Source organism: Nocardia arthritidis, from assembly GCF_011801145.1.
Taxonomy (GTDB): Bacteria; Actinomycetota; Actinomycetes; order Mycobacteriales; family Mycobacteriaceae; genus Nocardia; species Nocardia arthritidis_A.
Genome location: NZ_CP046172.1, coordinates 3,768,857 through 3,794,899, shown reverse-complemented (window position 1 = coordinate 3,794,899; position 26,043 = coordinate 3,768,857). Strand labels below are relative to the sequence as shown.

22 protein-coding genes and 1 pseudogene are annotated in these 26,043 nt (G+C 67.3%); 12 read left to right on the top strand and 11 right to left on the bottom strand.

The window, feature by feature from the left end:
- Positions 1–2: 2 nt before the first annotated feature.
- Together F5544_RS17075 and F5544_RS17070 are read right to left on the bottom strand one after the other, a co-directional pair.
- Positions 3–1,172 carry an NAD(P)/FAD-dependent oxidoreductase gene (locus F5544_RS17075; RefSeq protein WP_167474106.1) on the bottom strand — a complete coding sequence of 390 codons (1,170 nt, stop codon included), beginning with the start codon at positions 1,170–1,172 and terminating at the stop codon, positions 3–5.
- 90 nt (positions 1,173–1,262) lie between these two features.
- Positions 1,263–1,958 (bottom strand): NAD(P)-dependent oxidoreductase, encoded by a 696-nt coding sequence (locus F5544_RS17070; protein WP_167474105.1) that lies wholly within the window; start codon positions 1,956–1,958, stop codon positions 1,263–1,265.
- A gap of 87 nt (positions 1,959–2,045) precedes the next feature.
- Between F5544_RS17070 and F5544_RS17065 the strand changes: the two genes are divergently transcribed.
- The 4 genes from F5544_RS17065 to F5544_RS17050 all read left to right on the top strand — a co-directional run bounded on the left by F5544_RS17065 (position 2,046) and on the right by F5544_RS17050 (position 4,958).
- On the top strand, positions 2,046–2,531 hold the full coding sequence (locus tag F5544_RS17065) for a MarR family transcriptional regulator (protein WP_167474104.1): 486 nt from the start codon (positions 2,046–2,048) through the stop codon (positions 2,529–2,531).
- A gap of 88 nt (positions 2,532–2,619) precedes the next feature.
- Positions 2,620–3,342, top strand: coding sequence for an ABC transporter ATP-binding protein (locus F5544_RS17060; protein WP_167474103.1), 723 nt, complete (start codon positions 2,620–2,622; stop codon positions 3,340–3,342).
- Positions 3,339–4,133: an ABC transporter permease gene (locus tag F5544_RS17055; protein WP_167474102.1), complete on the top strand. Its 795-nt coding sequence runs from the start codon at positions 3,339–3,341 to the stop codon at positions 4,131–4,133. The genes F5544_RS17060 and F5544_RS17055 overlap by 4 nt, the downstream gene beginning before the upstream one ends.
- 135 nt (positions 4,134–4,268) lie before the next feature.
- Positions 4,269–4,958: a TetR family transcriptional regulator gene (locus F5544_RS17050; RefSeq protein WP_167474101.1), complete on the top strand. Its 690-nt coding sequence runs from the start codon at positions 4,269–4,271 to the stop codon at positions 4,956–4,958.
- A 164-nt stretch (positions 4,959–5,122) separates the two neighbouring features.
- Here F5544_RS17050 and F5544_RS17045 read toward each other — a convergent pair whose 3' ends face one another.
- From F5544_RS17045 to F5544_RS17035, 3 genes are read right to left on the bottom strand one after another with little or no spacing between them, the layout of a single operon-like run.
- A complete protein-coding gene (locus F5544_RS17045) occupies positions 5,123–5,350 on the bottom strand; it encodes a Trm112 family protein (protein WP_167474100.1) in 228 nt (75 codons plus the stop codon).
- A gap of 21 nt (positions 5,351–5,371) precedes the next feature.
- Positions 5,372–5,887, bottom strand: a complete 516-nt coding sequence (locus tag F5544_RS17040) for a GtrA family protein (RefSeq protein WP_167474099.1) — start codon at positions 5,885–5,887, stop codon at positions 5,372–5,374.
- Positions 5,884–8,124 carry a hypothetical protein gene (locus F5544_RS17035; protein WP_238847289.1) on the bottom strand — a complete coding sequence of 747 codons (2,241 nt, stop codon included), beginning with the start codon at positions 8,122–8,124 and terminating at the stop codon, positions 5,884–5,886. The genes F5544_RS17040 and F5544_RS17035 overlap by 4 nt, the downstream gene beginning before the upstream one ends.
- Positions 8,125–8,372: 248 nt before the next feature.
- On the opposite strand from F5544_RS17035, the pseudogene F5544_RS47315 reads away from it, so the two are divergent.
- Together F5544_RS47315 and rffA are read left to right on the top strand one after the other, a co-directional pair.
- A pseudogene (locus tag F5544_RS47315) lies at positions 8,373–9,430 on the top strand (glycosyltransferase).
- The gene (gene rffA / locus F5544_RS17025; RefSeq protein WP_167474097.1) at positions 9,427–10,563 is read left to right on the top strand and encodes a dTDP-4-amino-4,6-dideoxygalactose transaminase; all 1,137 of its coding nucleotides are present in this window, start codon (positions 9,427–9,429) and stop codon (positions 10,561–10,563) included. Before F5544_RS47315 ends, rffA begins: the two are co-directional and overlap by 4 nt.
- A gap of 39 nt (positions 10,564–10,602) precedes the next feature.
- Here the strand turns inward: rffA and F5544_RS17020 are convergent, their stop codons facing one another.
- Positions 10,603–13,506 (bottom strand): acyl-CoA synthetase, encoded by a 2,904-nt coding sequence (locus F5544_RS17020; RefSeq protein ID WP_428847175.1) that lies wholly within the window; start codon positions 13,504–13,506, stop codon positions 10,603–10,605.
- Between the two features lie 545 nt (positions 13,507–14,051).
- Here F5544_RS17020 and F5544_RS17015 point away from each other — a divergent pair.
- The 4 genes from F5544_RS17015 to idi are packed head-to-tail and all read left to right on the top strand — an operon-like array spanning position 14,052 to position 18,507.
- Complete coding sequence (locus F5544_RS17015; protein WP_167474095.1) at positions 14,052–15,461, top strand: family 2B encapsulin nanocompartment shell protein; 1,410 nt, start codon at positions 14,052–14,054, stop codon at positions 15,459–15,461.
- A 10-nt stretch (positions 15,462–15,471) separates the two neighbouring features.
- Complete coding sequence (locus F5544_RS17010) at positions 15,472–17,046, top strand: family 2 encapsulin nanocompartment cargo protein terpene cyclase (RefSeq protein ID WP_238847286.1); 1,575 nt, start codon at positions 15,472–15,474, stop codon at positions 17,044–17,046.
- A gap of 31 nt (positions 17,047–17,077) precedes the next feature.
- Positions 17,078–17,944, top strand: coding sequence for a geranyl diphosphate 2-C-methyltransferase (locus F5544_RS17005; protein ID WP_167474094.1), 867 nt, complete (start codon positions 17,078–17,080; stop codon positions 17,942–17,944).
- A complete protein-coding gene (idi, locus tag F5544_RS17000) occupies positions 17,941–18,507 on the top strand; it encodes an isopentenyl-diphosphate Delta-isomerase (protein WP_238847285.1) in 567 nt (188 codons plus the stop codon). Before F5544_RS17005 ends, idi begins: the two co-directional genes overlap by 4 nt.
- Here the strand turns inward: idi and F5544_RS16995 are convergent.
- The 4 genes from F5544_RS16995 to F5544_RS16980 form a co-directional block, all read right to left on the bottom strand.
- Positions 18,494–19,009, bottom strand: a complete 516-nt coding sequence (locus F5544_RS16995; RefSeq protein WP_167474093.1) for a hypothetical protein — start codon at positions 19,007–19,009, stop codon at positions 18,494–18,496. The genes idi and F5544_RS16995 overlap by 14 nt on opposite strands.
- Before the next feature lie 221 nt (positions 19,010–19,230).
- Positions 19,231–19,959, bottom strand: coding sequence for an aspartate/glutamate racemase family protein (locus F5544_RS16990; RefSeq protein ID WP_167474092.1), 729 nt, complete (start codon positions 19,957–19,959; stop codon positions 19,231–19,233).
- Positions 19,959–21,467 (bottom strand): NCS1 family nucleobase:cation symporter-1, encoded by a 1,509-nt coding sequence (locus F5544_RS16985; protein ID WP_167474091.1) that lies wholly within the window; start codon positions 21,465–21,467, stop codon positions 19,959–19,961. Before F5544_RS16985 ends, F5544_RS16990 begins: the two co-directional genes overlap by 1 nt.
- A gap of 85 nt (positions 21,468–21,552) precedes the next feature.
- Positions 21,553–22,275, bottom strand: a complete 723-nt coding sequence (locus F5544_RS16980; RefSeq protein ID WP_167474090.1) for a GntR family transcriptional regulator — start codon at positions 22,273–22,275, stop codon at positions 21,553–21,555.
- Between the two features lie 126 nt (positions 22,276–22,401).
- Here F5544_RS16980 and F5544_RS16975 point away from each other — a divergent pair, with 126 nt between their 5' ends.
- Together F5544_RS16975 and ilvA are read left to right on the top strand one after the other, a co-directional pair.
- Positions 22,402–23,586 carry a serine hydrolase domain-containing protein gene (locus tag F5544_RS16975; RefSeq protein WP_167474089.1) on the top strand — a complete coding sequence of 395 codons (1,185 nt, stop codon included), beginning with the start codon at positions 22,402–22,404 and terminating at the stop codon, positions 23,584–23,586.
- A gap of 173 nt (positions 23,587–23,759) precedes the next feature.
- Entirely contained in the window at positions 23,760–24,980 is a 1,221-nt protein-coding gene (ilvA, locus tag F5544_RS16970; RefSeq protein WP_167474088.1) for a threonine ammonia-lyase, read from the top strand.
- Between the two features lie 52 nt (positions 24,981–25,032).
- On the opposite strand, the gene F5544_RS16965 is transcribed toward ilvA, so the two are convergent.
- The gene (locus F5544_RS16965; protein WP_167474087.1) at positions 25,033–26,007 is read right to left on the bottom strand and encodes an ABC transporter substrate-binding protein; all 975 of its coding nucleotides are present in this window, start codon (positions 26,005–26,007) and stop codon (positions 25,033–25,035) included.
- Between the last annotated feature and the right edge of the window lie 36 nt (positions 26,008–26,043).

Below are 26,043 nucleotides of genomic sequence, written 5' to 3'. Positions count from 1 at the left end.
CCTCATGCCGCGGTGGCGTATTCGCCCGCCGGCAGCGTCACCGCGACGTTCATCTTCTTGCTGAGGTGGAACACCGGAACCGGGCTGCCGCTGACCATTTCCTTGTAGCGGACGGCGGCGCGGCCGGTCAGGTACCAGCGGCGCGGGGTGTCGTCGCGGTGGGTGAACTGGATGACCGCATCGTCGCGCCCCAGGCTCACCGGCTGGTGGATGTAGCCGAAACGGAACGGCCGCACCGGCTTTCCGCGCAGCTCCCGGGCTATGGCGTCGGCGGTGTAGGCGGCGGTCGGCATACCGCTCTGGCAGGTTCCGTGCAGCGGTCCCCATGGCATCCGCACCGCGGCGGCGTCACCGACGGCGTGAATTTCGGGGTGCGACAACGATTTCAGCGTCTGGTCGACCAGGATCAGCCCACGCGCGTCGGTGGCGATACCCGACTGCGCGGCCAGCGGCACGCCGCGCACCCCGGCGGTCCAGAGCGTGAGATCGGCGGGAATCCGTTCACCGCTTGCCAATTCGACCGCGTCGGGCCGCACCTCGGTAACCGCGCTGCCGACCAGCCGTGCGATGCCGAGCCGGTCGAGGGCGCGGTTCAGGTAGCCGCGGGCTCGCTCCCCCATCATCGCGCCCGGCTCGGCGTTGCTGATGAGCGTGACCCGCAATCCCGGGTTGCCCGCCGCTATTTCGGTCGCGGCCTCGATGCCGGTGAGCCCGCCGCCGATCACCGCGACCTCACCCCCGCGCGCCGCGATCTCGGCCGCACGCCGCGAGAAGTGGTGTACCGCAACGGGATTGTCGAGTGTGCAGGCGTATTCGGCGGCGCCGGGCACGGTATCGGTCGCGGCGACGCCGCCCAGTGCGTAGATGAGGTGGTCGTAGTCCAGTAAGCGCGTGTCGTCGACGGTGACGCGGCGCAGGACCGGATCGATGGCCGTCGCGCGACCCTGGAGGAATTCGATTCCGGTGCCGCGCAACAGATCCGGGATCCGGTAGTCGGCGAGTTCCTGCCCCGCCGCGACCTGGTGCATGCGCAGCCGCTCGGCGAAGCGGGCCACCGGGTTGACGATCGTGATGTGCACGCCGCGCCCGCGGGTGCGCCGGGCCAGCCGGACGGCGGCCAGCATGCCGGTGTAGCCGGCGCCGAGGACGACGATCCGGGTTTCGGTGTTCATGGTCTGCTCCTTGGTCGATCGGGTTGATGACGACCAAGGGACAAACGACCCGACGCGGCCGTGACAGTCGGGCTATGTGATCCGCGTCACTCAGCGCTTGGCCAGCGCCTCGGTGCGGATCAGTTGCAGCACGGTCGGATTCTCGACGGTGGTCGCCACCCCCACGATTTGGCGGATGAAGACGTCGCTCTCGGCGAGCCGCAGCAGTGCCGCGGCTAGATCGGTTCGAGCGGTGTATCGATGATCGAGATGCCCTTGCGCCATCGTGTAATCGGTGACGGACGGGAGGTTGTAGAGACCACCGGGGCGGACGATGGTCCAGTCGAGATCCGTTGCGGTGAGCACGGATTCCATCCGGCGCATGTCGTCGTACACGGTTTTGCCGAGGAATTCGGCGATGAACGGCTGGATGACACGATTGAACAGGAAGCCGGCGCGAGCGAACGTCTGCGGGTCGACCGCGCTGGACGACACCACCGCGATGCGGCGAATGTCGTTGCGGCACATGGCGTCGACGATATTGGCGACGCCGAGCGAATAGGTGTCGATCGGCTTCCTGCCGTACGGGACGCCGAGCGTCGAGAGCACGGCGTCGCCGCCCGCGACCGCGGCCAGCACCGAATCCGCTCGGCGCACATCGCCGCCGAAGACGGTGAGCCGGTCGCCAGCGATGGGGAATTCCTCGGGCCTGCGGGTGACCGCGACGACGTCGTGACCGGCGGCCAGCGCCTGCCCGGTCAGCAGGCGGCCGGTGGGTCCGTTCGCTCCGAAAACGATGATGCGCATGACGACAGTCCTCCTGTGCGCGACGCCGGACCATCCGAGCGCCGTATCATATGACAACCATATCAACTAATATGAAAGTCATACAATATGACAAACGTATCCGATTCGGCCCGGCGACATCGCCGCGCCGCGCAGGCGGTCAAGGATTCGCTGCGCGACCTGAACACCCAACTCGCCCTGCTCAATCGGCAATTCGGCGCGAAGGTCGAGCTCAGGGACGTGGACTGGCACTGCCTCGACCTGATCAATCGACACGGTCCGATCGGCCCCGGCGCACTGGCGAAATTGGCCGCACTGCATCCGGCGACCATGACCGGCGTCCTCGATCGGCTGCAACGCGCGGGCTGGATCGTCCGGGAGCGCGATCCGGCGGCGAGCGACCGGCGGGCGGTCGCCGTCCGGGCGACCCGCGACCGCAATCCCGAGGTGTACCGGGTGCTGTCCGGGATGAATCGGCGGATGGACGAGCTCTGCGCGGACTACACCGAGGAGCAACTCGCGGTGATCGCCGATTTCCTGCACCGGACCGCCGACGCCGGGCGCGCGGCGGCGACCGAACTCGCCACGGAGTGACGTCCGGCGCGTCGCGGCTTGTCGTGTCGCGGCGGCCGAGCTAAATTCATCACACAGTGAATTCAACACTCGATGAATTGAGGCGACCATGTCGCAAAACCCTGCCGTCGAGATCCGTGACCTGACCGTCCGGCGCGGCGGCCGCGAAGTGCTGCACCACGTTTCGCTGACCATCCCGCGCGGATCGATCACCGGACTGCTCGGCCCGTCCGGCTGCGGCAAGACCACATTGCTGCGCAGCATCGTCGGCACCCAGATCGTGGCGTCCGGCCAGGTCACCGCGCTCGGCGAAGCCGCGGGATCCGCCGGATTGCGCCGCCGCATCGGCTATGTCACCCAGGCGCCGAGCATCTACAACGACATCAGCGTCCGCGAGAACGTCGCCTACTACGCCGCCCTCTACGGCCGCGCCCGCACCGCCGTCGACGACGCGATCGCCGCGGTCGGCCTCCAGGAACACGCCAAACAGCGCGGCGACGAACTCTCCGGCGGACAGCTCACCCGGGCGTCGCTGGCCTGCGCGCTGGTCGCCGAACCGGAACTGCTGATCCTCGACGAACCCACCGTCGGCCTCGATCCGGTACTGCGCGTTGACCTCTGGAAGAAATTCCGCGAATTGGCCGCGGGCGGAACGACATTGGTGGTGTCCAGCCATGTGATGGACGAGGCCGACCACTGCGACAAACTGCTGCTGATGCGCGATGGACAGCTGCTCGCCCAGCTCAGCCCCGACGAACTGCGGTCGAACACCGGCGAACAGAATCTGGAAAACGCCTTCCTGGCACTGATCACGATGGGACGCGCAGCATGACCGCCGTACTCGAAAACCCGTCCTCGGCAACCGCTTTGGTGCGTCCGTACGTCGCGACCACCGGGCGCATCCTGCGTCAGCTGCGCAACGACCACCGCACCGTCGCGATGATCCTGGTGGTTCCCGCACTACTGATGACGCTGCTCTACTTCATCTACAAGGACACGCCGACCAACCCGTTCCGCCCGGTCCGGCTGTTCGACGAGGTCGGCATCAGCATGCTCGGGATTCTGCCGTTCATCGTGATGTTCCTGATCACCGCCATCGCCATGCAACGCGAACGCACCTCGGGCACGCTGGAGCGGCTGCTCACCACCCCGCTGCGCAAACTCGACCTGCTCGCCGGCTACGGCACCGCGTTCTCGCTGGCCGCGGCCGCGCAGGCCACCGTGGCCTGCGTGGTGTCCTTCTGGCTGCTCGGCCTGAAATCGACGGGCAATCCGGGCTGGGTAGTGTTGATCGCGATGATCGATGCGGTGTGTGGTGTGGCGCTCGGATTGTTGGCAAGTGCCTTCGCGCGCACCGAGTTCCAGGCGGTGCAGTTCATGCCGGTGGTGGTGGCGCCACAAATCTTCCTGTGCGGCCTGCTCGTTCCGCGCGGACAGCTGCCCGGCTGGCTCGAGGCGCTCAGCAATGTGCTGCCGCTGAGCTACGCGGTCGAAGCGCTGCAACAGGTTTCGAGCCATCGGGATGCCACCGGCGTCATGTGGCGGGATCTGGTGATCGTCGCCGGATTCACCATCGTCGCACTGTGCCTCGGCGCGGCCACGCTGCGGCGGCGGACCGCATGAGCGAGCTTGCGAGCGAATCATCGACACAGCGCGCATCGCGCATGCCACGACCGAGCGCCAGCGAGGAAGCGGCATGAGCGAGCTTGCGGGCGAATCATCGACACGGCGGCCGCCGCGACCGAGCGCCGGTGCGGCATGAGCGGACCCGATCCCGACAGCCGCCCCGGCAGAACCGGCCGCCGTCCCGGGCGCACCGACACCCGTGGCACGATCCTGGCCGCGGCACGAAAGCGCTTCGCCGACAACGGTTTCGACAAAACCTCGATACGCGCGGTGGCCACCGACGCCGGGGTGGATCCGGCGCTGGTACACCACTACTTCGGCACCAAACAGGAGTTGTTCGCCGCGGCGGTCGAACTGCCGATGGATCCGAATATCGTGCTGCAGGCCATCGCCGCGGCGCCGGTCGACGAACTCGGCGAGACCATCGTGCGGGTGGTGCTCGGGGTCTGGGATTCCGCCGCGGGCCCCGGCCTGGTCGCGACCATGCGCAGCGTCATCGGCGGCGGCGACAGCGGCGACAGCTCACTGGCTCGCTCATTCCTGCTGGAGATCGTGCTGAAGCGGGTGCGCGAGCGCATAGCGACGCCCGAGGACGACGGCCGATTCCGGGTCGCGATGGCGATATCCCAGATGGGCGGGCTGCTGCTGACCCGCAAGCTCCTCGAGCTGCCGCCGTTGACCGAGGCGAGCGTCGACCAGCTCGTCGCGGCCGTCGGACCGACGCTGCAACGCTATCTCACCGGCGATATCGGTTCCGGCACAACGTCATCCGCCGGGCCTACCGCGAAAGGGCAGCGGCCCAACGGCATTCGGAAAGGCTAGGCCCTGTGTCGAAGTCCGGCCGGATGCATCCGTGGTCCAGCTCGTCGCCTGGCAAGGCGGAGGAGGAGCCGATACCGGGGTTGTATCGGCGACGACGACAACGCGGCCAGGCGGCGAGCTGGGCCGCGGAGGCGCCGGATGGGACTTCGACACAGGGCCTAGGCTCAGGACTCGGTTTGCTCGGCGAACGCGGCCGCCTCCGCCTCGGATACCTCGCGGGCCTCGTCGATGAGCAGCACGGGGATGCCGTTCTCGATCGAGTAGGCGCGCCGCAGCCGCGGGTTGTACAGCACGCTGTTGCCCGCGGCGTCGCGCACCAGCCGCAGCGGGCCCTTGTCCTGCGGGCAGGCCAGCAGGCTCAGCAACGTGGCGTCCAGGGTGGTTTCCGACATGAGCGATAACCTACCCGGCTTTCATCGGGAAGCCGATTCGGGTAGGCGCCGGAACGAAATGTGCCGGTGCCCGAAGTAGCTGGCCACCGCGACCAGGCCCATCACCACGACGGCCGACGGCTTGTCCGGCAAATGACACACCCGCACCGCGAACTCCAGGAGCAGGCTGTTCGACACCAGCCCAACGGAATTCACCGCGACGAAGGCGACGAAATCGCGCAGCACCCGGCCGCGCACCCGGAACACCAGCGTGCGGTGCAGCACGAAGGCGATCGGAATGCTGACGCAGTAGGCGGCGACCACCGCCACCGACGGCGACACCCGGTCACCGAACACCGCGAGCCAGCCGACGGTGAGCACCATGCCGAGCAGCGTGTTGAACCCGCCGACCACGGCGAAGGCCAGTTCCTGGCGGCGCACCAGGCGCAGCAGCGGCCCGGGATCGGCCTGCGCCGTCCCGCCGGCCTCCGCCGCGTCGACAACCGCGGCGGTCGAACCGTCGACCGCCGCGGCATGGTCCGCCGAACCGGCGGTCATCGCGCCGCGCCCGCCAAATCGGGCTCCGGCGTCGCGTTCTCCGCAGTGCTCGTGGCGTCCACGGAATCATCATCGCGCCGCCGCCCGCGCAGATACCACCACTGGAATACGCCGAGGTCGATCAGGCCGAGCAGGATCGCGACACCACCCAGCCGCCAGCCGGGCGGCCGCCAGGTCAGCTCCAGGTCACCGTTCTTGGTGCCCGCCGGAATATCAACCGCGACAAAGGATTTCGCAACGACAGTGAACGGCAGGTCCTTGCCGTTCAGCGTCGCCCGGTATCCGGGCCACCCCAGCCGCGCGAAAACGACGCGCCCGCCGTTGTCCGAATTGACCCGCACCCGGCTGGTCATATCGGATTCCTCGACCGACGTCGCGACAACGCCCTTGGCATCGGAGATCCGGCCGTTGCGGGTGGAGATCGGGCCGTCCTCGCGCTCGAGCACCGAGATGAACTTCTCGTGGCCGGGATAGTCGACCCACTTCCAGCCCTCCGGCGCCGGATGGTTGCGCGCGTCCGGATACAGCGCGCGCTGCAGCACCACCCGGTCCACCTTCATCAGATCGACCAGCGTGCGCTGTGTGCTCGGTTCGACCGAGAAGGCGCGGCGGAACGCGTCGGGGCAGACGCTGGTGTCCCAACGCATGCACAGCATGTCGCCGAACCAGTAGTGCCCGTTGGGCGTGTAGCCACCGGTGTAGGTGAGCTCGAGATCCTTCGCGTAGTTGCCGAAGACCAGCGAACCGTACGCGCCGTCGAGGTTCTTCTCCCCCGGCTGCAGCAGCGCCCGATCCGCCAATTGCAGTGTGGTGCCGGTGAAATGCGGGAACTTCGCCTTCATCGCCGACCGGCTCTCCGGCAGATTCCAGCTCATCGGCGTCGGCTGCACCGCGTACACCTGTAGATAGGCGATCGGGAATACCGCGAGGATCGCCAGCGCGCAGGCCGCGACCGTGCCGCGGGTGCGACCGAGCCACACCAGTCCGGCGCCGAGCGCCGCCACCGCGGCGGCCGCCACCAGATGCCACACCAGGGCGTGCGGGTCGGCCGAGTAGGTGCGGATCAGCAAGAGCGCGATGAGCACCCCGCCCGCGATGCCGCGCCTGCGCCAATCGGCGAAAGTCGCGTAGCGGCCGAGCAATACGCACACCAGCACCAGCAGTCCGAGCGCGACCATCGGCAGCACCCGCGCGGGCCAACGCAGCGGCCCGATGGTGCCCGGGCCAGCCGTCCACATCAGACCGGCCGCCGCGAACAGCGCGATACCGCTGAACTCCTGCCAGTTCTCCCGCGCCTTGCGCCAATCGATGAAGGCCAGCGCGGGAATCAGGAACCAGGCGATGTACACCACCGGCAGCGGCTGCACATAGCCCCACCAAGAACTGAACGCGGGCATGGTGCTGGGCAGGCTGGCGTTCAACGACTCCGACCACGGCACGGTGAGGAATTGATCGTTGTTGATCTGCGAGGTGCCGCGCCAGGTCACCTTCGCCGAGAGAATGCTCGGCAGATAGGTGGCCACACCGGCCACCGCCGCACCGGCCGCCACCCCGAGCAGCCGCAGCGACGGCACCCACTTGCGCTGGTAGATCAACTCCCCGACGGCCACCGCGCCGATCATCAGACCGGCCTCCACCGCGGGGAAGATGTACTGCACCGAAATGGCCAGGTACAGAAAGACGAAAGTGGGAATCGGCCCACTCTTACCGCGCGCGTACTTCACACCGGAGGCCCAGGCATGCACCATCCACGCGGTGCCGGTGAACGCGGTGACCCAGCTCGCCTCGTCGAAGAACAGCAGCCAGCCGGTGAACGGGATCGCGACGCCCGCCACCGCCGCCCACGGCGCCTTCGCCCCGTACACCAGACAGATCCGGTACACGCCGAGCGCCAGGATGATCGCGAAGAGCAGCTTCACGACGGTGATGTAGATCAGCAGGTTGTCCACCGAGGGCGCGATCAGATCGATCAGCAGCTGCGGCGGGTTCAGCAGACCCGCCTCCTCGATGGAGTAGTTGCCCGCCATCCAGTGCTCGGGCACCAGCGCCGGAATTTCACCGTCGCGCAGCCGCCGACCGAGCATCACCCACAGTGGCGCGTATTGGGATTCGCTGTCGTCGGTGTAGAAGTGCCGGACGTTTGCGAGCAGAACCGCGACGTATCCCGCCACCACACCCAGTGTGGTCACGCAGCCCCAGCGGTAGATGTCCTTCTGGGTGAGGGTTCTACTTTCCACCACGAGTCCCAGACCCTACATGCCAAGTCGAGGGAAGGCCGCGTCCGCCGACCCGCTCGGACCCTGCGGTCCGCTTCGCAGCGCGTGTTAAAGTTCCTCACGGCTCGGGCTCAGCCTTCCGCGACGAGTACCGGCATCGCACCGTCATCGAAAGTCGAACCTCGCCAATGCCGATTCCTTCCGCACGCCCGCCACGGCCCGGCCGGTCGAACGGCCACAGCCCCCAGGCGAACGGGTACCGCCAGCGCGTGCATTCCGTATCCGTCGTGGTTCCCGTCTATCGCGGTGAGCAGACCATCGGCGCGCTCGTCGCCGAACTCGACCGCCTGTCCGCGGAAACCGTGACGCCGGGCGGCACCGCCTTCGCCGTCGACGAGATCATCCTGGTGCACGACAACGGGCCGGATCGCTCCGATGTCGCGCTGCTGGAGCTGGAACAGGCCTACCCGCAGGTGCGCCCGGTGTGGTTGAGCCGCAACTTCGGCCAGGACGCCGCGACCATCGCGGGTATGGCGGCCGCGCAGGGCGAATGGATCGTCACGATGGACGAGGACGGTCAGCACGATCCGGCGTTCATCGCCGACTTCCTCGACACCGCACTGGCCGAGCGGGCCGACCTGGTGTACTCCAAGCCGACCAACACCCGGCCGCACGGCTTCCTGCGCAACATCACATCGCGCGGCGCGAAACTGGTGCTGGCCACCGTGTTCGCCTTCCCGATTCCACCCGCTTCGAAAGCTTCCGGCTGATCCGCGGCGATATCGGCCGCCAGCTCGCCGAGGTCGCCGCCAACGGCGTCTACCTGGACGTCGCGCTCACCTGGGTGGTCGGCAACGCCGTCTCGGTGCCGGTGGTGCTGCGCGCGGAGGGCCGCGACGAATCCGGTTACAACTACCGGCGGCTGTTCTCGCTGTTCTGGAAGATGGTGCTGTGCAGCGGAACTCGCGGCCTGCGCCTGGTGAGCCTGCTCGGCGTCACCCTCGCGCTGGCCGGCGCGGCGATGGCCGCGGTGATCATCTGCCAGAAGCTGTTCGGCAGCGGCAACGATCCAGAGGGCTGGACCTCGATGATCGTCGCGCTGCTGCTGTGCTCGGGCGCGATCCTGTTCTCCCTCGGCCTGATCGCCGAATACCTCGGTGTCGCACTGCATATCCTCGTCGGCAAACCCCTCTACCTGACGGTGGATTCGCCGACCCCCCGGCCCGATACCATCGAGACGCCGGATGTGCTCGAACGAGTGGGTGTTTCGGGACAGATGCAGGCCGCGGCGCCGGCAACCGCCGCCGAGAGGGGCAATGGGGAGTGAGTGACCGCATTATCTTCAGCCGTCCGTACCGGGCCGGTCGTGAACTGACGAATCTGGAGGCCGTACTCGGCTCCGATCACAGCCACGGAGACGGCCGGTTCACCAGATCGGCCACCGCCAAGCTGAAGGACATCACCGGCGCACAGCACGCGCTGCTGACCACCTCGTGCACGCATGCGCTCGAATTGGCCGCGCTGCTACTGGAACTCGGCCACGACGACGAGGTGATCGTGCCGAGCTTCGCCTTCACCTCCGCCGCGACCTCGATCGCATTGCGCGGCGCCACATGCGTTTTCGTCGATATCGACGAGCAGACCGGCAATATCGATCCGGCCGCGGTCGCCGATGCCATCACCGCGCGCACCAAGGCGGTGCTGGTGATGCACTACGGCGGTGTCGCCGCCGCGATGGAACCCCTACTTGCCCTTGCCGATCGGCACGGACTCGCCGTCATCGAGGACAATGCGCACGGCCTCGGCGGCACCTGGCGCGGCAGGCAGCTGGGCACCATCGGCACGCTCGGCACCCAGAGCTTCCACGACACCAAGAACGTGCACTGCGGCGAGGGCGGCGCGCTGCTGCTCAGCGACGACATCCTGATGGGCCGCGCGGAGATCATGCGGGAGAAGGGCACCGACCGCGCCCGCTTCCTGCGCGGCCAGGTGGACAAATACTCCTGGCAGGACATCGGTTCCAGCTATCTGCCCAGCGAACTCAACGCCGCGGTGCTCGACGCGCAACTCGACGAATTCGAGACCATCCAGAAAGACCGGCACCGGGTGTGGGACACCTACGCCGCCGCGCTGCCGGATTGGGCCGCGCGCAAGGATGTTCGCCTCATGCACGTGCCCGACGACGCCGAGCACACCGCGCACCTGTTCTATCTGCGGATGCCGACCGAGGAGAGCCGGGACGGCATGATCCGGCACCTGAGCGAACTGGGTATCGTCGCGCCGTTCCACTACATTCCGCTGGATTCCAGCCCGGCCGGATCGAAGTACGGGCGCACGCCGGTGCCGTGCGTGCGCAGCGCGCGTTTCTCCGCGACGCTGCTGCGGCTGCCGCTGTGGCCGATGCTCACCGAGCAGCAGTTGCAGCGGGTCGTCGACGGGGTCACCGGTTTCGAGTGGTGAACGTGCGGTGGACCCGGCCGGGACCACCGCACGAAAGCTCTACGCCCCGAACAGCTCTCGCGCCTCGTCGGCGGTGAGCGATTCATAGGATTCGGTCTCCGGGTGATACCGCCAGGTGTGCTCACCCGGTTCCGGCAGCCCAGCGGCCTGCACCGCCCTGGTGGACGGACGGTAGGAGGCGCTGCGCGGGATGTCATCCACCACGTAGACGATGTCGGGGCGCTGATCCGGATCGAGTGCCCGCATGCCCTCGGTGACATCCTTCGCGGTGAGCCGGAAGCCCTTGCGCACGCTCACCGCCGCCACCGCGATGCAGCTGTCGCCCGACGGCAGACCGTAGGCCACCTCCATATCGACCGCGGTGATCTCGTTCAGCGCGTCGACGATCGGCTGGCCGAACACCGGGCCGCGCTCGGTGTGGATGACCGTATCCTTCCGGTCGACCAGCCAGTAGTCGCCGTCGGAGTCGCGGCGGAACAGATTTTCGGTCGGCATCCAGGAATCGCCAGCCGCGAAGACACCGCGCAGGCCGCCGTCGGAGATGTCGACGCCCTCGGCCGCCTTGCCCAGCAGCAGCCCCACCTCGTTGTCGGCGGCGCGGCGGGCGAAACCGTGGTCGTCGGTCAGGATCAGGCCCGATTCCGGATCGTAGGCAACCAGTTCCACCCGCGCGGTACCGGGCACCGGACGGCCCTTGCAGCCCGTCTTCACGCCGGTCACGTTGGCCAGCACCACATCTCCCTCGATGGAGGCGTAGAACTCCAGCACCCGCGCGGGCGCGAACTGTTCGGTGGTGCGCCGCCACAGTCCGGCGGGCATGCCGGAGCCGATGAACAATCGGATGGGATGGTTGTGCCCGGCCGGGAAGACGTCCGCGTCCAGGATGTCGCGCAACATGGTCCAGGTGTAGGTCACCACGGTGACGCCGTAGCGGTGCACCTCGGCGCCGAACCTGGCCGGATCGAGCGAGCGGGCCAGCGCGATCCGGCTGCCGCCCGCGACCGCGCCGCCGAGGCTCACCAGCAGACCCGACGAATGATGCAGCGGCGCAAGGCAGTACACGGTGTCGCGGCGGTCGAGATCGGCGGTGGTCGCGGTGCCGAAGGCGGACAGTGCCCAGCGATGGTTGGTGATGTACTTGGCCTCCAACCGATCTCCGGTGCCGCTCACCAGCACGAAGGCCAGTTCCCGGGCCAGCCCCGGATCCGGCCGGTACCAGGCGGGCAGCCGCACCTGCGCCGGATCGATCTGCTCGAGATCGATCACGTTCTCGCCCAGCGGGATACCGAGTTCGCGGGATTCACCGCCGCCGAGCACGAGCACCCGCGCGCCGGTCGCGACGGCCTGGCGCAGATTCTCCGGATCGGCGACAAGCGTTGCGACACCGGTGAGTTCGATGGCCCGAGCCAGCTCGCTGCCCGGTGACAGCAACACCGCCACCGCACCCAGCCGGGACAGCGCCGCCACGGTGGCCAGCGCGCTCGGCCGGGTCTCCATCACGACGCCGACGCGCTGCGCGGGCCGGATGCCGACCGAAATGAGGCCGCGCACAACGTTATCGATGCGGACGTTCACCGCGGCATTGGTGTGCACCCGGTCGTCGAACAGGAACAGGTCACGCAGCGGTGCGCGCCGGGCCTGTTCGGCGAGCAGCCTGCCGAGCGAGATGCGGGTGTGCGGCTGGATCATGCCCAGGCGGGTCAGCCGGGGCAGCGCACGGGCCGCCTCGCCGGCCAGATCCACCGAGCCGCGCACCGTATTGCTGACGATCGCCTCCAGCGCCTTACCCATGCCCGCGCCCGCCTCGGCGAGCGACGCGGTGGTGTGCACCACCCTGGTCGCCGCCGACCGCGGCTTGCTGACCGCGGCCTGATCCGACATCGGCACGATATCGTCGGGCAGCGGTTTGTCGTTGTCCAGCCAGTCGATCCAGTCACGCACCAGCGGCCAGGTGTGATTGGTCGCCATACTGCCCGCGACGAGGCCGAAATGACCCGCGACCAGGGTCGCCTCGTACACCTCCGCATTCGGCGCCGCCCGCACGATGCCGCGGACCGCGGCGGGTTGGCCGATATCGTCCACCTCGCCGACGAAGGCGAGGATCGGGCATTTCAGCTCGGCCAGCGAAATCGGCTGATCGCGAATTACGAAGCCGCCCAGCATCAGCCGGTTGTGCGCCACGAATTGTTTGAGCAGGTCGGCGGCCGCGGGGCCCGCGTAGCCCACCCAGCCGTCGCTGTTGAGGAAGCGGCGCTGACGCTCCTTCGGCAGCAGCGCCTCCCGATCGTGCAGCTGCCGAAGGAAATCGATGCGGGCCTTGGCGGTCTTCATCGGATCGAGCATCTGGAAGCCGATGCGCACCATGGATTCGGTGATCGGCAACCGGGTGACGACATGGTCGGCCAGGAAATCCGCGACATCGGAGACGACGCCGTACGGCAATCCGAACGGCATGCCCGCGACGACGTCCACCGGGCTGCCGAAGGTGACGATCGATTCGACGCCCTTGCCGTCTCGGTAGGCGGCGGTCTGGTAGGCGAACATGCCGCCCTGCGAATATCCCATCAGGTGCACGTTGGCGCCGGTGGCCTCGGTGACCGTGTCGATGGCGCTGTTCACCGCGAGCACATGGTCGGCGAGATCACGCTCCCAACCGCCCTCCTCGGTGGACGGCGAGCCGAAATCGACCACCCAGCAGTCGATTCCGCCGCGATGCAGGATGCCGACGGCGCCGTCCGCGACATTCACGTCCCAGATATCGGCGTTGACCATCAGCGGCGGGACGAGCACCGCGACCGGGCGGCCGGGGGCCGCGTCGTCCGGGAAATAGTGGCGCAGCCGGTACATCCGACGGCGCTCGACGATCTCGTACGGCGAGGCCACGACGTCATGACTCAGCCCGCCGAATCGAATCACCTCGAGCCCGTTCTGCGCGGTCGCCATCAACCGCTGCACCGACCCGACCACATTTTTCGCACTGAACTTCACGATCACTCCTGGCCAGATTCCCTATGTGACCCGCATCACACACCCCACTGTGTTGAGACGAGCTTCCCACACCGCATGACCATTATGTGGCTCGTGTGATCGGTTACATGCATCGAGGATGCGATTTCGGCACCGGGCGGCGATCGCGGAGCTACCGGAAGCCGCCCGGTGCGTCGATATATCGCGCCGCCGCATGCGGATCCGGACACCGGTGAGCAACCGCGTGGCGGTGTGCGGCGATACCCTTCGGCATAAACCGCGGCGGACGTTATTCGCCCATTCCACACCACACCCGCCCCGAAACGTGCCGACCAGTACTCAGCTTTGTTCCGAAAACCGCTGCGGGCAACAGGTTTCGGGAACTACCATCAGTAACGGCTCCGAACGCACTGTCGCGCAAGCCAATTCGCTCCATTGCATAGTTTCTCGCAGACCCGATCCGGGCCTGCCGGTTTGTTGTGAACAACTCTCGATGATCGACACCTAGGTGAGGACGACGCATGACGATCGAAATGCCGGTCCAGACCGAAACCAACGGACAACAGAAGAGCTTGAGTACGGGCGCCGCCCATCAGCTCGCGCACACCACCAAATCCGAACCGCAGATGCAGGGCATCACGTCCCGCTGGCTGACCCGCATGCTGCCGTGGACCGAGGTCAAGGGCGGTATCTACCGGGTGAACCGCCGCCTGACCCACACCCTCGGCAACGGCGAGGTCGAATTCGTCGTCGACGGTTCCAAGGCCAAGGTAATTCCTCTCGAACTCACGGAACTTCCGCCGCTGCGAGATTTCGAGGACGAGGAGGTATTGAACGCCCTCGCGCAGCGATTCGAACAACTCGATATCGAACCGGGCGCGGTGGTGGCCGAATTCGGTAATCCGATGGATCGGGTAATGCTGATCGTGCACGGAAAACTGACCAAACTCGGCACCGGTGAATTCGGCGAGCGAACCGTGCTCGGCCTGCTCGGCGACGGCGACTACTTCGGCTCCGAAATGCTCACCGACTCCGATGCCATCTGGCCGGTCACCGTCAAGGCCGTGAAAAAGACGACCATGCTCGTGCTGTCCAGGCAAGCGCTCCAGGAGATGCTCGACAACGCGCCCGCATTGCGCGAGCAACTTTCCAGAGTCGCGAGCAGGACCGCACCGCCGCAGAACACCAAGGGCGAGGCCAACATCCAGATCCACTCCGGGCACGCCGGCGAGCCGCTGCTGGAGGGCACGTTCGTCGACTACGACGCCACCCCGCGGGAATACGAACTCAGCCTGGCACAGAGCGTGCTGCGCGTGCACACCCGCGTCGCGGACCTGTTCAACGACCCGATGAACCAGGTGGAACAGCAGTTGCGCCTGACCATCGAGGCGCTGTACGAGCGCCGCGAACACGATCTGGTCAACAACGAGGACTTCGGTCTGCTGCACAACTGCGATCTCAAACAGCGGATCTACACCGAATCCGGCGCGCCGACACCGGACGATATGGACGACCTGCTGAGCATGCGGCGCAGCACCAAACTCTTTCTGGCACACCCGAAGGCGATCGCGGCATTCGGCCGGGAGTGCAGCAAACGCGGGCTGTATCCCGATCCGGTCGAGGTGGACGGCCATCGGGTGCCCGCATGGCGCGGTGTGCCGATCTTCCCGTGCAGCAAAATTCCGGTGAGCGAGACCCAGACCACATCGATCCTCGCCATGCGCACCGGCGAAAATGATCAGGGCGTTATCGGCCTGCACCAGACCGGAATTCCGGACGAATTCGAGCCGAGCCTGAACGTGCGGTTCAAGGGCATCGACGACCAGTCGATCATCTCCTATCTGGTGAGCTGCTACTACTCCGCCGCGGTTCTGGTGCCGGACGCGCTCGGGATTCTCGACAATGTCCTGGTCGCCCGGCAGGCCGAATAGGTGATGCGCAATGTCGGTCTTCTCCCGCGCGGCGGCGCGACCGGCCACCTCGGACGTGGCCGCGGCCGTCGCCGCGCTGCTGGCTGATTTCTCGACGACCGCACCGGCGGACCCCTTCGCCACCCAACCGGAGACGACCGGGGATGTCACCGCGACCCCGCAGCCGCCGGTGGCGTCACAGCCGCCGGTGCCGCCACGGCTGCTCGGGCCGAGCGGGCTGGGGGCCGCGGCGCTGCGGTTGCCGTCTATGGAAGCCGCACTAGCGCAGGTCGGCGAATCCGTTACCGCGCCAGCGGAATCCGCTGATATCAGCAACGCCTCGGCGGCCGCCGAGACGGATGTTGTCGTAGGCACCGAGCCGTCCGCATCGCGGATCCCGCTCGGTCCAACGGGATTGGGGGCCGCGACGGCGTACTCGCATCGGGTGCGCCTCGCGCCGAGCTCCGGCGGTGCACCGAGGGGTCCGCAGGAGTGGCGACCGCCGTCGGACCCGACCCGGTCGGGCACACCGGCGGCGGACCCGTCACCGAGACCGCGATTCCCAACCGGACCAACGGGATTGGGAACCGCTTCGGCGGGCATCCGCCGGCCGCCCGCCGAAGCGGCATCCCCGATCCCCGCGCTGTACTGCCCGCCGCCGGTGCGCGACAACCCCGAGCTCGCCGAGCTCGTCAACGACGGGCTCATCGCATGGGCCGCCGAAATCGGGCTCTACGAAGGCAGATTGGATGAGCTCCGGGACGCCGACTTCGGCAGGCTGATCATGCTGGCCCACCCCGACAGCGACGACCCGGACCGCCTGCTCGCCGCCGCCAAGTGCGCCGTCACGGAATGGTCGGTGGACGACTACTACTGCGAGGAGGACGCACCGGACACCGCACCCGACGGCTCACCGTCGGTGGCCTGGGCCGAGCTCGGGCCGAAGCTCGAAATGGCCGCCGCCGCAATGGATCCGGTACACCTCCCGGCCCGCTACGCGCCCGAGCTGGAGAAGGCGCTGCAGGCCGACCCGATCCTGCGCGCCTTCCGCACCTCCTTCGAGCACATGGCCCACTACGCCAACCCGGCGCAGTTGGCCCGGCTGCGCACGGAGATCGCGGGCTGGTTCATCGCGCTCGGCGCGGAGGCGGGCTGGCGGGCCGCCAAGCGGATGCCACCGGTGTGGGAGTACCTCACCAACCGGCAGCCGCACAGCTTCCTGCCGTGTATGGCGCCGATCGACGCGGTGGGCGGATACGAGCTGCCCGCCGCCGAATACACCGATCCCGGGGTGCGCCGGGTGACGACCACCGCGGCCCTTGCCGCCCAGATGGTCAACGACCTGTATTCGATGGCACGCGAAGACCTTTCCGGCGGAAGGGAATTCAACCTGCCGACGGTGCTGTCGGCCAGGGAGGGCTGCACCAGGCACGAGGCGGTGCAGCGCACCGCCGAAGTACACGACGAACTGATGCACCGATTCGAACGCGAGGCCACCGTGCTCGCCGCGGCCGGCTCACCCGAACTGCGCCGCTTCCTCACCGGGCTGTGGGCGTGGATGGGCGGCAATCGCGCCTGGCACGCAGGCAGCAAGCGCTACCAGTAGCTCTTCACCGCACGAGAGAGGACGACTTGGCATGACGATTGCCGACACCGGATCCGTACTGCGGACCAGCTATCAGAAATCCGTTGCGGAGTATTGGAACAACAACCCGAACGACGACCGGGTCAACACCAAACTGGGCGAGGTCGACGGGATCTATCACCACCACTACGGCATCGGCGAACCGGACCTCTCGGTACTGGAGGGTCCGGAGGAGACCCGCCAGCAGCGGATCGTCAAGGAACTGCACCGCCTGGAAACCGCACAGGCCGATCTGCTGCTCGACCACCTCGGCGACGTCCGCCCCGGCGACCGGCTGATGGACGGCGGATCCGGCAGGGGCGGAACGAGTTTCATGGCCAACCAGCGTTTCGGCTGCCAGGTGGACGGGGTCACCATCTCCGAATACCAGGTCGGATTCGCGAATGATCAAGCGCAACAACGGAATGTGGCGGACAAGGTGCGTTTCCACTTCCGCAACATGCTCGACACCGGCTTCGACACCGGTTGTATGCGCGGTATCTGGACCAACGAAACCACCATGTACGTCGACCTTTTCGAGCTGTTCGGCGAATTCTCCCGGCTGCTCGAACCCGGCGGCCGGTACGTCTGCATCACCGGCTGCTCCAACGATGTCACCGGTGGGCGCTCGGCCTCGGTCAGCTGGATCGACGCGCACTACGGTTGCATGATCCATCCGCGCAGCGAATATTTCCGTGCGCTCGCCGACAACGGCCTGGTGCCGATCGATGTCGTCGATCTGACGGCGGCCACCATCCCCTACTGGGAACTGCGCACGAAATCCGAGCTCGCGACCGGGGTGGAGAAGCCGTTCCTCACCGCGTACAAGGACGGCAGCTTCCAGTACCTGCTGATCTCAGCCGATAAGGTGGGGCGGTGACCCAAGCACCGACCGACCGCGAGAACCTGCCCGTCGAATTGGTCGACGAGGCCGGTCGCGCGGTCGGTACGTGCCCGGTATCGGTGGCGCACACCGCGCCCGGCCTGCTGCACCGCGCGTTCTCGGTGCTGCTGTTCGACGACGCTGGCCGGATGCTGCTGCAACAGCGGGCCGCGGTGAAGACCCGCTTCCCCGAGCTCTGGACCAACACCTGCTGCGGCCACCCCGCGCCGGGCGAACCGGTGGCGGCAGCGGCGGCGGTCCGGCTCGCCGAGGAGCTCGGCTTGGCGACCGAGCTGACGGAGGTCGGCGCCTTCCGCTACCAGGCGGGCGATCCGGCCACCGGCCGCGTCGAATACGAATGGGATCACGTGCTGGTCGGCACGCTCGTCGGCGCGGTGCCGCAGCCCGATCCGGCCGAGGTCGCCGACTGGGCCTGGATCATGCCGGACGCGCTGCGCGACGCGCTCGCCACCGATCCCAGCGGCTACACCCCGTGGCTGCCAGGCGTTCTCGACGTGATCGAGGCGGGCGCCGGAAAGCACCGCCTCAGCCGAACGTAGTCCCGCTGAAATGCCCGGTCCCGGTCCGCAGGCCGGGACCGAGGCAGTCCATCACCATATCCGGCGTCATGTCGTAGACCACGGACATATTCGCCCGCAAACCCTTGCCGAGGCCATCGACCACGTCGAGCGGGCCCACCGTCGGCTGCACCATGCCCACCGGCCACTGGCCCCACAGCGTGCTCTTCACCCCGTTCGACCAGGTGACCCACACCGTCAGTGGACCGTCGGCCGGATGCATGCAATCCGACATCGCCACATGGCTGCCGGTGAACGTGCCGCCCGTGATGTCCGGCGGCCCGCCGATGCAGTCCCTGATCACGCCCACCGATGCGAACGTCAGCAACTTGGGCTGCATGGTGATCGCGCCTTCCGTTGCCGTCCAACGGAATTCACCACCCGAGCAGCCACCGAGCGGAAGCTCCGGCGCCGCACCCGCCGGGGCGGCGAACGCCGACGCGAACACGACGGCCGCCACCGCGGACCTTCCGAGAACCGACACGCGTGCACCTCTTCTCGCGGGCAGTTGACCTGCAGAAACGGTGAAGTTTGAGCCGGGTCGAATATTCCATACCGCTCCTTGCCGGTCTTTGTACCGAGGTTCCGGGCGTGTCCCGAGCTTGCATCTAATAGCTAGATGCGCATATCTACGTCTCGGTATGTATATGACTTCTAGCGCAGGTAGTCGGCTGCGCGGGAAGGTGGGTTGGGTATTCCAGCGGCTCAGCGGCCGAATTCACGCAGCAGGCCGACGTACCGCTTAGGCGGCGGCGCGGCGTACTCACCCCTTCCCGATTTGCGCAGGCCCATCATGAGCAGCGACTGCACGGTCAACGTCGCCGCCGCTACCCCGTCGACCACCGGTATCCGGAGTTCCGCGCTCAGCTGCGCGCTGAACTCGGACATCCCCGCGCAGCCGAGGACGATTGCATCCGGCTGGTCGGCCACCCTCGCTTCGAGGCACGCCGCGGTGATGATCTTGCGCGCGTCCGGATCGCTGTCCAGCGCGAGCACCGGCAGCTCACAGGAGTGGATGCCGCGGCAAAATCGTTGCATCCCATAGCGTTCCACCAGATCGGCGGCGAGCCCGACGGTTCGGCCCAGCGTAGTGACAACGCTGAAGCCGCGACCGAGATGACTCGCCGCCCGCATGGCGGCCTCCGCGATGCCGATCACCGGACCCGCGGCCAATTCCCTGGCGGCATCCAGGCCCGGATCGCCGAAGCAGGCCAGTACATATCCGTCGACGCCATCCCGCTCCCCCGCCGCGATGGCCGCGAGAATGCCTGGGACGCTCAGGGCTTCGTCGTAGTGGCTCTCGATCGAGACCGGACCCATCTCATTGGTCACCGCGTCGAGCAGCGTGCCGGGGCCGACGACAGCCCTGGCACCCCGCTCGATGACGCCGGTCATCGCCCGAGTGGTGTTCGGGTTCACGACGCGTATGCGCATCAGGCGGCGACCTCCGCGCGTGAGCTGCCACGGGCCGCGCGCGCGGCCCGCACCGAAAACAGGTGGTAGACACCGAAACTGATACCGCAGCCGATGAACCAGCTGTACTGAGCGGCGGTGTACATCCCGGGAATGCCCTTCGCCAGCACCGGAACAACGGCGACTACCGCGCCCGAGACCGTCGCGATAATCGCGACGGGGTTGTAACCGCCTCGGTACCAATAGGTTCCGTGTTCCGCCATGGTGAACAGGTCATCGACCACCACCCGCCGCCGACGCACCAGGTAGTAGTCGGCGATGAGCACGCCGAACAGCGGACCGATGAAGGCGCCGAGCACCTCGAGGGTGTAGTGGATGACATCCGGGTTGCTGTACAGGTTCCACGGGGTGATGAGCACCGAACCCACTGCGGCGATCATGCCGCCCGCGCGCCAACTGATCCGCTGCGGACGCACATTCGAGAAGTCGAAGGCCGGTGAGATGAAGTTGGCGACGATATTTATGCCGATGGTGGCGATCGTAAAGGTCAACGCGCCCAAGGCGATCGCGAAGGTGCTGTCGATACGCGCGACGGTCGCCACCGGATCGGTGATGAGTTCGCCGTAGACCGGCACGGTCAACGAGGCGGTGATCACCACCAGTAGCGAGAACAGCAGGAAGTTCAACGGCAGCCCGAGCAGATTGCCGCGCTTGACCACCGCGAAAGTCCTGCCGTACCTGGCGAAGTCGCCGAAGTTCAACATCGGGCCGGAGAAGTACGACACCACCAGGGCGATAGCGCCGAGCATCACCGGAACCGACGCCCAGCCGGTGTATTTCACCGCACCGAGCTGCAGATCCACCGCGTGCCAACCCGCCTTCGAAATCAGGTATCCGGCAAGCAGGAACATGACCACGTACACGGCCGGACCGCTGAAGTCGATGAATTTGCGAATCGACTCCATTCCGCGCCAGAACACGCATGCCTGCACCACCCACAGCAGCAGATAACTGACCCAGCCTAGCGCGGAGAGCCCGAGGAAGCCGTAATCGGCCACCACCGCGTACCGCGCCAGACCCGGAAACAGTTTCACCAGAACGACATCCAGCGCAGCGGAGGCCAGGTAGGTCTGGATGCCGTACCAAGCCACCGCGATCAACCCGCGGATGATGGCCGGGATATTCGCGCCGCGCACGCCGAATGCGCTGCGGCACATGACCGGATACGGCACGCCGGCCGTTTGGCTCGGTTCGGCGACAAGATTGCAGAACACGTAGACGATACCGATCCCGATGAGCAGCGCCGCTAGCACCTGCCAGCCGGCCAGACCGAGTGCGAACAGGCTGCCCGCGGTGACGTAGCCGCCGACGCTGTGCACATCGGACATCCAGAAAGCGAAGATGTCGTACACGCCCCAGGTCTGTTCGCGCAGCGGCGCGAGATCCGGATTGGTCAGTCGCGGATGATATTCGGCAGCCGGAGCCGCAGCAGGTGCGAATTCGGCTGGGGAGCCGAGCGTTTCGGTCATGAGGTGTTCCGATCCGAAGGGTGAGACGGTGTGCACCGACGGTAGGAACGATGGATTGCCCGGCCGTTGCGCGGTTATTTCCCCGCTATTGCGCGACAGATATATCTTCCGGCACGAGCAGTCCGGTATCGGTCGGCAGCGTCGCGATTACCGTGGCCAACCTGCGGTGATGTCGTTCGGCACGGTCGAGCAGGCGATCGATGTCGCGGGCCAGGAAGGCGTCGAGCAGCAGCGCGTGATCGGTGTGCAGCCGCACCCGGTCGGCCCGGCCGACATGCACCATGGACTGCACCGGCTCGGTGACGTTCCACGCCGATTCCAGCATGTGCAGCAGCCGGAACATGCGCGACGGTTTGGTAAGTGCCACATGGAAATTGCGCGACTGCCGATGATATGTCATCGGGTCGTCGTCCCGGATCGCCTGCTCCAACAACGAATTCACCCGGCGCAGTTCGGCGCGATCGGCTTCGGTGGCATTGGCGACTGCGGCGGCCAGCGATGCGGTCTCCAAGGTTTCTCGCACGATATACATTTCCCGCAGCTCATGCGGGGTCAGTTGGGCCACCGCGTAGCCGCCGTGCGGGCGGTGGGTGACCAGCCCCTCACCGATCAGCGTCTTCAGCGCCTCGCGCACCGGGATGTGGCTCACCTCGAACAGTTCGGCCACCTCGCGCAGCGGGATCACGGTCCCCGGCGGCGCCGCGCCGTCCAGGATCACCCGGCGCAGTTCGCCGAGAATCACCCGTGGGCGACCCGGTTCGTCCACGACCAACCGCGCGAGCAGCGCCGAACGTCGTCTCGATGGCATGCCGCCACGCTAGGCGCTTCATGTTGCGGTCCGGGTCGGCCACGTGACGTTTGGGAAACGTTCACCGGATCGAGGGGCGGATTCGGGCCGTGTCATGCTGTCGGAATTCGAGACAGAGGGTTACCGATGACAGATTCTTCGCCGCGCCAGTTCGTCGACCGGCGCTTCGCCGGTCTGGTCGCCGAATTCGACCGGCTCTTCCGGAAACCGTCCGACGGCGGCGGCGCGCTCGCGGTCTATCAGCACGGGGTGCCGGTGGTCGACGTGTGGGCCGGATTCGCGCGGCCGGGCGAGCGGTGGCGGCACGACACCGTCGCGATGGCTTATTCGACCGGGAAAGGCGTTGTCTCGACCCTGATCCACCGGCTCGCCGAACGCGGCCTGCTCGACTACGACGAGCCGGTGGCCACCTACTGGCCGGAGTTCGCGGCCGCGGGCAAACAGCGAATCACGGTCCGCGAGTTGCTCACTCATCGCGCCGGACTGCACCGCCTGCGCGGTCTGCTGCCCGGGCCCGCCGACCGCTTCTTCGACGACGCCGCGGTCACCGCCGCCCTCGCCGCCGCGACGCCCGATCCGCGGCACTGCCGCACCAGTGGCTACCACGGAATCTCCTACGGGCACTTGGCCGCCGAGCTGGTGCGCCGCGTCACCGGGCAGAAATTCACCGAGGCGCTGCGCACCGAGATCGCGGAACCGCTTGCGGCCGAGGAACTCTGGTTCCGCGTACCGGAGGATCAGCGCCACCGCATCGCACCCAACTTCCCGCGCCTGACGGTGGCCGGTATGAGCTGGGACCGCGGCAGCGACCTGCTCACCAGAACCCGGTTCGCGGCGGCCGCGGAGACCACGCCACGCGGCTTCGCCGACCTGGTTTCCGATGCCCGCCTGCATGATTCGGTGATGCCGGGAGTGAACGGCGTGTTCTCGGCACGCGCGCTCGCCCGGATGTACGCGGCGCTGGCGAACGGCGGCGAGCTCGACGGCGTGCGGCTGCTGCGGCCCGAAACCATAACGGCCATGCGCAGACGTCAGGTATTCACTCCGGATTACGTTCTGGCGCTGCGTGTTCCGTGGGCGCTCGGCTTCCACGGCGTGCCGATGCGCCCGTCCAAGACCGAACCCGTTTCCGCCTTCGGCCATTTCGGTCTCGGCGGATCCGGGGCATTCGCGGATCCGGCCACCGGCATGTCGCTGGGATTCGTGACGAACCGCCTGGGCGGAAAGTTGACCCCGCTGGGCGACGCCCGGCTGGCACGGTTGGGCGCGCTGGCACATCACTTCGCCCGGGAGTCGGCCGCTTCCGAGTAATCGTGCGTCGGGTCGCATCGCAATATCCGACGGCCCCCGAACCGACCGGTCCGGTCACTCCAACCCGGCAAATTGTGCACGCGCGACGAGGCCCGGCCGAGTGGAGCTGACCGTTCTGCGCACTGGGGACAGCTGCGTGCGACAGGTCGGCGGGCGGCTGGCAGGATCGCGGCATGGACTTGATCGGGCTGGATCGGATCGAAGCCGCCGCCGGACTGCTGGCCCCGGTGATCCGGCGGACACCGCTGGTCGCGTCGCGGGTGCTGTCCGAGAAGGCGGGCGCCGATGTGCTGCTCAAGTGCGAGAACCTGCAGCGAACCGGGTCGTTCAAACCGCGCGGGGCCTACAACCGGATCGCCAACCTGCCCGCCGCCGACCGGGCCAGGGGCGTCGTCGCGGCCAGCGCGGGTAATCACGCGCAGGGCGTCGCATGGGCGGCGGCCTCACTCGGCATCGAATCCACGGTCTTCATGCCGGTCGGCGCGTCGCTGCCGAAGCTGGTGGCCACCAGGGCCTACGGCGCGACGGTGCAGCAGGTGGGCGAGATCATCGACGATTCGCTAACGGCCGCACTGGAATTCGCCGAGCACACGGGTGCGACGCTGATCCACCCGTTCGATCACGCCGATGTCGTCGCCGGGCAGGCGACGGTGGCACTGGAAATTCTGGAGCAGCAGCCGCAGGTCGGGACGGTGCTGGTGCCGACCGGCGGCGGCGGGCTGCTGGCCGGTGTCGCGATCGCGCTGCACCACCTGGCGCCGCACGTGCGGGTGATCGGGGTGCAGGCGGCGGGCGCCGCGGCCTGGCCGGGTTCGCTGGCGGCGGGTAAACCCGTTCGGGCCCAACATATGTCGACGATGGCCGACGGTATCGCCGTCGGACTGCCCGGCGCCGTGCCGTTCGCGCACGTCGCCGAATTCGTGGACACCGTGGTGACGGTCGACGAGGAGGAGCTGTCCCGGGCGCTGCTGCTGTGCCTGGAACGGGCCAAGCTGATCGTGGAGCCGGCGGGCGCGGCCGGGGTCGCGGCGCTGATGAGCACCGCCGCAAGGGATTTGGAGCTCGAGGGGCAGGTCGCGGTGATCCTTTCCGGCGGCAATATCGATCCGCTGCTGCTCACCAGGGTGATCGGGCACGGGTTGAGCGCCGCGGGCCGCTATCTCGCGCTGCGCCTTACCCTTTCGGATCGTCCGGGCGCGCTGAGCGGACTGCTCTCGGTGGTCGGCAAGACCGGGGCCAGCGTGGTCGACGTCGCGCATTCGCGCACCGGGACCTCGCTGGCCGTCGACGAGGTGGAGGTCTCGCTGACGCTGGAAACCCGCGGCCCGAACCACCGAGCCGATGTGCTCGGTGCGCTCGAGAACGCGGGTTACGCAGTACGCGTGGAGGACTGAGCCCACCCGTCGCCCGACCACCACCCCTCATCGAATCGCTACGCGATGCTGGTCAACATTTGCTCTTGTAGAAGTACTTCGAGTTGGCATCCATATCGGCCTGGGTGATGGCGATCATGTCGGTCTGGATGGTCCGCGTGACGGGCTTGCCCTCCAACGCGGCCGCCGCCTGATCGACGCCCTTCGCACCGATACCGCCCGGGTCCTGGGCGATAAGTGCCTGCACCGTACCGGCTTTCAGATCCTCGACCTGTTTCGGGCTCGCGTCGAAGCCGACCAGCTTCACCTGGCCGAGTTTGTTGGCGTTACGCAGGCCTGCGGCGGCGCCCTCGGCCGAGCTCAGGTTGGTCGCGAAGATCCCGGCCAGATCCGGGTGCGCGGCCAGCGTCGCGGTGACGATCGAGGTGGCCTGCGCGGCGTCGTTGTTGTTGTATTGCACGCCCAGCGAGGACATTTCGGGGAAGCTCTTGACCGCGTCCTCGAAGCCCTGCGCCCGCGCGTCGGTGGTCGATGTGCCCGCTTTGGTGTTGATCACCAGCACCGGGCCCTTGTTGCCGACCAGCTTCGCGAGGGTCTGCGCGGCCAGTTGACCGCCCTTCTTGTTATCCGAGGAGATCGAGGACAGCGCGATCGAGGTGTCGCCGAGGGCGGTATCCACCTCGATGATCTTGATCCCGGCATCCTTGGCCTGCTTGATCGGGTTCGCCATTGCGGTGGCATGCGTCGGCGCGATCAGGATGGCGCCGGGCTTGTTGGCCACCACACTGCTCAGCACCGGCGTCTGCGCGCCCGCGTCGAACTGGGTCGGGGCCTGCGTATCGAGCTTGTAGCCGAGTTTCGCCGCCTCCTCCTGCGCACCGCACTGCATGGAGATGTAGAACGGTTCGTTGGCCACGCCCGGAATCAGCACTATTTTCTTCGCGTCGTTGCCGCCCGAACCGCCGACCTTTCCACCACATCCGGCCAGCAGCGCACCCGCCGCGACCATGACGCCGAACACCACAGCGGTACGTTTCGCCACCCTCATCTCGGCTACCTCCGCCCTTTCTTGTGTGTAACTGCC